The sequence below is a fragment of the Pseudomonas peradeniyensis genome (assembly GCF_014268935.2).
Lineage (GTDB): Bacteria > Pseudomonadota > Gammaproteobacteria > Pseudomonadales > Pseudomonadaceae > Aquipseudomonas > Aquipseudomonas peradeniyensis.
In genome coordinates, this window is record NZ_JABWRJ020000003.1 from 784,557 (window position 1) to 792,500 (window position 7,944).

The window sequence follows — 7,944 nt, forward strand, 5'->3', positions numbered from 1 at the left end:
CAGGCTTGCCCCGCGATTCAGGTATGCGAGAGCAATGGAAACATCAGCACCTGCCCATCGACACGGGTAGGTGCCGCACCCCAGACGAACAGCGCATCATCGTTATCCACAACACGCACCGCGAAGCCTTCGCAGTTCAGCGGCGCAAACCCCAGCACCACCTCCTGCGTGGTTGAGGTGACCAGTTCGGCCAGCACATCGGCCAGCGCCAGTTCGCGTTCGCAGAACACATCCACCAGCACCATCCGCTCGCCATCCTGTTCCATCACCACGTACGCCTCATGCTCCGAGGAATGGAACAAGGCCTCCCGGTAGGGCCCATCGCAATAGAACATCGTCAGCGGCACATTCGGCACCAGGCTCAATCGCGCCTGTGGACAACTCTTTTCCACCGCCTCGATGAAGCGTTGGCGTTGATCGCCATCATCCAGGTTCACCGGGTGGAAGGTTGTGGCCCGTGGTTGCGCCGACCAAGGCTGGTAGTACTCGTGTTCGACCACTCGGCGAAAACCGAACCTGGGATAGAGATCCAGCACCGTGCTGTTGGCGAACAGGTACAGCAGGTCGCAGTTACCTGCCCAGCGCTTCACCAGTACTTCCATCAGATAACGGCTGTAGCCACGGCCCTTTGCTTCGGGCGCGGTCATTACCGTACCGATCTGGACGCAACGCAGGGGCTGGCCATCCAGGGTGAAATCGAGCAGGTTGGCTGAGGCATTGGCCAGCATTTTCCCGTCGCGAATCAGCGAGCATGGCTGGTTGTCGGCTTCCCAGAAGCCGGCCTGGTACCAGGCTTCGAAGTCGAAGCCATAGGTCTGGCGGGTGAGGGTGTTGAGTTCGGCGCGCAGGTGCGGGTCGTCGCGGTAGTGCTCCACGAGTTTGAGAGTCGTGTCGTTGAGTATGACAGCCATGGCGTTCACTTAAACCTGTAAAGAAAGTGTGAACAGTAGCTGCTGTTGAAATGAAATGTTGTGAAAAACTGTAGGACGAAATGTTGGTCTGGTGCGGGGCGTCCGATGGCTGAAAGGTGATCGTTATAAGTTTAGATAGAGGTGTCTTCTAATCTGATTGTTTCTGTTTTTGTGATGTCGTAAATTATTTCGGGTGGGCTGATTTTTCTCGCGGCTTTAAGAACTTTTTCTAAGGTGTCTAGAGTATCCATTGATTTCCCTAAAGCAATAAGATTTTTACGGCTTTTGTCGATTTCAGCGGCTTGGCGTTTTTCAGCTACTTTTTGTTTTTGCATCTCGGTTAGGTCTGAAAGCGGCTTGGTTAGTTTTGAATCTTTTAATATGGGTGAGACCGTGGTGATTTCTGTGGAAAAACTGACTTTTCGTTTGTTGGAGTCGGAATGTTTTGTTCCGTCACTCGGTTTGGGCGTGAGAGCGTCGGCCCCTATGGGAAGGTTGACAGAAATTACGGGCTCGGTTGTGCTTGCCTTTGTTGGAGGGCGTATTAGCTCACGACCCTGCCCCGACTCATCCTGCCAGTTTACCGGATCACCTTCGCAATAAGCATAGGCGTTTACGCCACCTTTCCCGAATGGGCTCAACGCATCCGGGGAGTGGAAACGCATCAGCACAGGGTTATAGACACGCCGACCATTGCCAAGCAGGTAGCATCCGGTAAAGGGATCCCGGCGCTGGGCATTGAAGCCCAGTAAGGGAGGCTGTACATGACTTACGGCTGAGTCACCGAAGCAGGTATAAGTGAGCAGACGAAGCACGGAGCCGGCTTTGTCAATGGTCAGTAGCTCCGCGCTTGTCTCATCGATATTCCGCTGGACTACTGCCATCGGGCCACACGTCGCGCGTAAAACTGTTCGACTTCTGCCCTCTTCAATTGCTACTTGTAAAAAGGTCCCTTGATAGAAGTAAATGGCCATGATAATTGCTCGCGTTTATTAAGTGCTGGTCTTCAGATTTATGATTTCTGGAATTTGTGCTCTGGCTGGTCGAGGTTTATTGGAGATCATCGAGGTTGCGTGGAGAACTAGGATTGGAAGTAAAGACGCTGCTCAGGCTACCCATGATACTTCTATAAAGACCGGGTGTTGGAGGTGGGCTGTCTGATGCTTCGGATGAGGTGTCATCTAATCTGATTGATTCTGTTCGTTTGACTAATATAGCTCCTGTTGGGCGGTACGAGGGTCTATTATTTTGGCGTGAAGGGGGAGAGGGGTCATTGTCTGGATCAAGCTCGCCCTTTGCCAATCTTATGTGGTAGTCGGCTGCTGCGTCGCGGGACTGTACCAGGATCCCAAAAATGGCGGCGCCATTGGCAGTCGTAGTTCCAATGTCTTTCAATATCACTCCAGCATCGGGGGCGATAGTCCGAGAAGCGATCTCTCCTACAAGATACATAGTGCCACCCACTGCTGCAGTTTTAAGAGTATTCATATCGGTCTTTGAAAACGGTATTTTGTATGTTTTTTTCATGCGCATTACCGCTGCGAAAAGCCAAACAGGCATGGTGCCTGCTGCGAAGTTTGTTACCGTGCTGAAGGCACTGTATAGCCCGGACTCCAGAATTGAAGCCGCGATACCCTTGTTCCGACCACTACGATCGTGAAAGTTGACTGGATCGCCCTGACAGTAAGCATAACTGTTGATCCCTCCGCGCCCCCAAGGGCTCTTGCCCTGGTCCGGAGAGTGGAATCGCATCAATGCCGGGTTGTAGACCCGGTGACCGTTCCCCAGCAGGTACCAACCCTGCCCGGTTTCGCGATGTTGGCCGGTAAACCCTGTTCCTGGGGTATCAGCCTTCTCGACGCGATGGCCGTAGGGGCTGTAGATGCAGGACAGACGGTTCGCCCCGGTTTGCATCATCAACGGGCTTTTTATTTGGTCGGAGAGCAACAGCTTGCTGGCAGCCATGATAATCCCTTGTTCACTGCCCGCAGAGCACGATCGGTGATCCACAGGTATGTTTACGATCAGGTTGGCCTCAAGCTATCACCGTGTCGCAATGGGATGAACTGACAAAAATGCCAGGTCTGTGTGAGCGGCAGGAAAACATGAGGCACATCTGTTCTGGCTTGGCATGAGTCCTGCCGCAGTTAGTGCTGCAACCGGGGGCAGCAAGGCGTAGGCAGAGGCCCATGCGGCACCGCCCCGGCCCGCCGGGGCTTTTTTCGTTTACGCCGCCTTTGCGTACACCACCACCGCCGCCCGCAACTTGCGCCCGCCGAACAGGCTCATGCGCTGGAACTCCTGGTGGCTGACCGGCAGGTGCTGGCAGTCCAGGGCCTGGCGGTGGCGAGCGTGGTCGGTGTCGGGGTCGTGCAGGTAGACGAAGTCGTCGTCGCAGGCGGTGACCAACACCCAATGTGGCGCCTTGCTGCCGGTCAGCCGGTAGTTGCTGATCAGCACCAGCGCCAGGCCGCCTTCGGCCAGCACCCGGGGCAGATTGGGCGCTTGCCGCGCGATGACTATGTCGCTGTCCTGCAATTCGGCGCAGAAGTCCTCATGGACCAGGCGCATGACCTCTTTCTTGCCGGGCTGGCGCACGCCGTCGAGAAACAGCGGTCCCTCGGTATTGAGCAGCAGCCTTGTGCGAAAGCCCCGGCGCCAGGCGGCCAGCGCCAGCCCATGAGGGCTGCAGCCGCCGTGACCGGAGGTCATGAACACAGTGGTCGCCTCGCGCCACAGGCGCAGTTCCTCGCGACGGCTCGGCGGGCGCTGCGGTTGCAGCGCGGCCATGGCCATCAGCAGGCAGGCCGGGCCGCAGGTGAAGTCAGTGGTCTGGGCGTAGTAGGGGACCGGTCGCGTCTCGCCCGCCGGGTGCTGGAGGATGCGCTTCTCGTAGCGCAGGGCGCTGGTGTGGTCCTCGTAGTAGTCCTCGACCTGGGCGAAGCGCCGGTAGCCATGGCGTTCGTACAGGGCAATGGCCTTGGGATTGTCGGTGCGCACCTCAAGCCGCAGGTAGGCGCGCTCGTGCTCCAGGGCGCAGCGTTCGGCCTGTTCCAATAGGCGGGCGCCAAGGCCGTGGCCACGGGCCTGCTCGGCAATGGCGATGGAATACAGGCGGGCCAGCGAGGTGCCGCGGTGGAACAGCAGCAATGCATAGCCCATCAGCTGGCCGTCGCGTTGCGCCACCAGCAGGCTGGCATTGGCGTGGGACAGCATCCAGCGAAAGCTGCGTGGGGTCAGCCGGTCGAGGGCGAAGCACTGGTTCTCCAGCGCCAGCAGGGCCGGCAGGTCGTCAACAGTTGCCAGGCGAAATTCGATGTGCATAGGGCCGCCGTAAAAGTTGCGTAATGAAACGGGACATTCGAAAAACTTCGTGCTTAATAGAAACCGTGTCTACCCAACACAGGGCTTCAAACATGTCATCGTTTCAGGAACCCTTACCTGGCTGGCCCGGGGAAAGTTCACACTCAAGTGCAACTGGTGTTATTTATCCACTGACCCTGGATAACAAGTCAAGTCAGCTGGTGATCATCGTGGAGCGGCGTGAGGACTGGGCTTCGTACCTGCCCAGCGAGGATGTCGTGACGGCCCAGGAGTACCTGGAGGAGCCACGCGAGGCCGATAACGGCAAGCGTGTCCAGGTAATAAACCTATGTCGTAATTACAAGTATCTAGGTCATGGTTATTATTGTTCTTTGTTGGCCGAGGCACGCGGGCATAAAGTCATTCCCTCGGTCAGAAGTATCAGTGAGTTGACCCGCAAGTCGTTATACGGATTGGCCCTCGACGACATGGCGCGCAGCCTCGAAAGTGCCCTGGCCAATCACCCCTACGGCGAAACCGAAGGGTTCACCCTGACCCTGTACTTCGGCCGTACCGATCTGGAACCGCTGCAGGACATCGCCCGCCAGCTGTTCGAAAGTTTCCCGTGTCCGATCCTGCTGGTGGAGTTCCGCAAGACCAGCACCTGGCATATCGCCGGGGTCAAGGCCGGCGCGCTGCACAAGTTGCGTGAAGACCAGCAGGACCCCTTCGCCAACGCCCTCGATGGCTTCAGCCGCCGGATCTGGCGCCAGCCCCGCTCGCGGCGGGTGGCGCGCTACGACCTGGCGATCCTCCACGACCCTGATGAGGCGCTGCCGCCTTCGAACCCCAAGGCGCTGGAACATTTCATTCGCGCCGGTCGCCAGCTGGGGGTCGATGTCGAGCTGATCGGCAAGAAGGACTACGCCCGCCTGGCCGAATACGATGCGCTGCTGATCCGCGAGACCACCAGCGTCGACAACCACACCTACCGCTTCGCCAAGAAGGCCGAGAGCGAAGGGCTGGTGGTGATGGACGACCCGGCGTCGATCCTGCGCTGTACCAACAAAGTCTACCTGACCGACTTGCTGCGCAGTCATCGCCTGGCCATGCCGGCCAGCGAGATCCTTTACCGCGACAACCCCCAGGCGCTGGAAGGTATCGGCGAGCGGCTGGGCTTTCCGCTGGTGCTGAAGATTCCCGACGGCTGTTTCTCCCGGGGCGTGATCAAGGTCAAGGACCCCGCCGAACTCCAGGCCGCCACTGCCGAACTGTTCGAGCACTCGGTGCTGCTGCTGGCCCAGGAATACCTGTACACCGAATACGACTGGCGTATCGGCGTGCTCAATCGCAAGCCGATCTTCGCCTGCCAGTACTTCATGTCCAAGGGCCACTGGCAGATCTTCAACCACCAGGCCCAGCGCGACGAGGTCAACGGCGAGTGCCGCACCCTGGCCGTGCACGAGGCGCCGCGTGCGGTGGTGGAGCTGGCGGTGAAGGCCGCCAACCTGATCGGCGATGGCTTGTACGGCGTCGACCTCAAGCAGGTCGGTGATCGGGTGGTGGTGATCGAGGTCAACGACAACCCCAACCTCGACGCCGGTATCGAAGACGCCTACCTGCACGACGACCTCTACACCCTGGTGCTGGAGGAGTTCATCCGCCGCCTGGAGCAGAAGCGCCGGGGGCAAGCCTGGTAACGAGGTGCTGGCATGATCGAAAGCTACAGCCTGGCCCATGGTCAGTTGCGCAAGCGCGAGGGGCTCGATTGCGAGGTGCTGCTGTTCGTCGAACCGGACAGCGCCGAGCGTGAACTGTTGCAGGCGTGGTTCCACCTGGATGCCCACGCCCTGGCTTCGGCGCTGGACCCGGACGAGGTGTCGCGCATCGAACTGCACCGCGATGGCCTGTTCCTGATCTGGAAGCGCCCGGAGAGCTACACCGGGGGAGACAGCTTCGCCTTCCAGGTGTCTTCGTTCGGCATGCTGATGGTCGATGGCCACCTGGTGCTGATCGCCCCGGACGCCTCCCTGCTCGACGGCCTCGGGCAGCGTCATGCGCTGCACGATCCTATGGATGTGTTGTTGGCCATCCTGCTGGACAACCTGCACCACTACCTGGGGCACCTGAAGGTGATCAAGATGGTCGCCCGCGAGCTGCAGCAACGTTTCGAGCAGTCGCTGGAGAACCACCACCTGATGCAGATGTTCAACCTCAGCGAGAGCCTGATCCACTACATCAACGCCATCCACAGCAATGGCGCGGTGCTCTCGCGCCTGCGCGCCCATGGCGAGAAGCGCCATTTCAACCCCGAAGTGCTGGCGCTGATCGACGACCTGGTCATCGAGAACAACCAGTGCCACAAGCAGGCCGAGATCTACTCGACGGTGTTCGCCGGCTTGATGGATGCCCGCGGCAACCTGGCCAACAACGCGATGAACGAGACCCTGCGCAAGCTCACCCTGATCAACGTGGTGTTCCTGCCGCTGAACCTGATCGCCAGCATTGGCGGCATGTCCGAGTTCAGCATGATGACCGCGGGCGTGCCGTGGTGGCTGGCGTATGCCTTGCTGGTGCTGGCGATGCTGCTGCTGGGCGTGCTCATGGTGCTGGCGCTCAAGCGCCTGGCCCGTGGGCGTCGTCCTGTCGTGACCCCTGCGCAAACCGAGCGCCCCGTTGCGCGGCCGACCCCCTCATTCCCTGGTATCGCCAATTGGAGAACGCCATGAGCAACCTGCAGATCGGCCTGATGATCGTCACGGTGATCGTGGTGTTCGCGGTGGTGAACTTCTACTGGGACTACCTGCGTGACCGCGACTGACGCAAACAGGCATGCCGAGGGGCTTGACTGACGTGCATGGGCACGCGGTGTCGTGATCGAACAGTTGTCTGACGTTTTCGAGCATTTTGCTCGCGCCGCGCCCGGCTTAAAGTGAAGCCCGCATCCCCACGGTGCGTTGCCCGGGCGCGTGAGAAGGCCGTAACAGAGCGTGCGCAACGTACTCCGCCCTTAGCCGAGGAGACCGTTTCGCCCGCGCCTGCCCGTCCCTTCCTTGTGTCAGCAAAAAGAGAACAAGACCAATGAACACCGTGGGAACTGATGGCAACCTTGCTCAAGGTTTCAAGCCACGTCACGTAACGATGCTGTCCATCGCCGGCATCATTGGCGCGGGGCTCTTCGTCGGCTCCGGGCACGCCATCGCGGCGGCCGGTCCGGCCACCATCCTCTCCTATTTCGTGGCCGGCACCCTGGTGGTGCTGGTCATGCGCATGCTCGGCGAAATGGCCGTGGCCCACCCCGACACCGGCTCGTTTTCCACCTACGCCGACCAGGCCATCGGCCGCTGGGCCGGCTACACCATCGGCTGGCTGTACTGGTGGTTCTGGGTGCTGGTGATCCCCATCGAGGCACTGGCTGCCGGGCACGTGCTCAACGCCTGGTTCCCCCAGGTGGACAGCTGGATATTCGCTCTGGCCTCGGTACTGCTGCTGGCCTGTACCAACCTGTTCAGCGTGGCCAAGTACGGTGAATTCGAGTTCTGGTTCGCCATTCTCAAGGTCACCGCCATTCTCGGCTTCATCGGCCTGGGCTTCGCTGCGCTGGCGGGCTGGTTGCCGGAGCGCGAAGTCAGTGGGCTGAGCACGCTGGTGGACGAGCACGGCGGCTTCGCGCCCAAGGGCTGGTCCGCAGTGGTCGGCGCCTTCATCACCGTGATGTTCAGCTTCATCG

7 protein-coding genes (1 of these 7 cut by a window edge) are annotated in these 7,944 nt (G+C 59.6%); 3 read left to right on the forward strand and 4 right to left on the reverse strand.

Features of this window, described 5'->3' with window-relative positions; all coding sequences use genetic code 11:
• Positions 1-17: 17 nt before the first annotated feature.
• The 4 genes from HU751_RS18520 to HU751_RS18535 all read right to left on the reverse strand — a co-directional run bounded on the left by HU751_RS18520 (position 18) and on the right by HU751_RS18535 (position 4,235).
• Positions 18-911, reverse strand: a complete 894-nt coding sequence (locus HU751_RS18520; RefSeq protein ID WP_186734485.1) for a GNAT family N-acetyltransferase — start codon at positions 909-911, stop codon at positions 18-20.
• 131 nt (positions 912-1,042) lie between these two features.
• Positions 1,043-1,885, reverse strand: coding sequence for an RHS repeat-associated core domain-containing protein (locus HU751_RS18525; RefSeq protein WP_186734484.1), 843 nt, complete (start codon positions 1,883-1,885; stop codon positions 1,043-1,045).
• A gap of 76 nt (positions 1,886-1,961) precedes the next feature.
• Positions 1,962-2,876, reverse strand: coding sequence for an RHS repeat-associated core domain-containing protein (locus tag HU751_RS18530; RefSeq protein WP_186734483.1), 915 nt, complete (start codon positions 2,874-2,876; stop codon positions 1,962-1,964).
• Between the two features lie 261 nt (positions 2,877-3,137).
• Complete coding sequence (locus HU751_RS18535; RefSeq protein WP_186734482.1) at positions 3,138-4,235, reverse strand: peptidase C39 family protein; 1,098 nt, start codon at positions 4,233-4,235, stop codon at positions 3,138-3,140.
• 92 nt (positions 4,236-4,327) lie between these two features.
• Here HU751_RS18535 and HU751_RS18540 point away from each other — a divergent pair, with 92 nt between their 5' ends.
• From HU751_RS18540 to gabP, 3 genes are all read left to right on the forward strand, one after another.
• Positions 4,328-5,914, forward strand: coding sequence for a RimK family ATP-grasp domain-containing protein (locus HU751_RS18540; protein ID WP_225933333.1), 1,587 nt, complete (start codon positions 4,328-4,330; stop codon positions 5,912-5,914).
• 12 nt (positions 5,915-5,926) lie between these two features.
• A complete protein-coding gene (locus HU751_RS18545) occupies positions 5,927-6,943 on the forward strand; it encodes a magnesium transporter CorA family protein (protein WP_186734481.1) in 1,017 nt (338 codons plus the stop codon).
• 352 nt (positions 6,944-7,295) lie between these two features.
• Positions 7,296-7,944 carry the start of a GABA permease gene (gabP, locus tag HU751_RS18550; protein ID WP_186734480.1) on the forward strand. 746 nt of this gene lie beyond the right edge of the window, so the window shows 649 of its 1,395 coding nt (coding positions 1-649); the start codon lies at positions 7,296-7,298; the stop codon falls past the right edge of the window.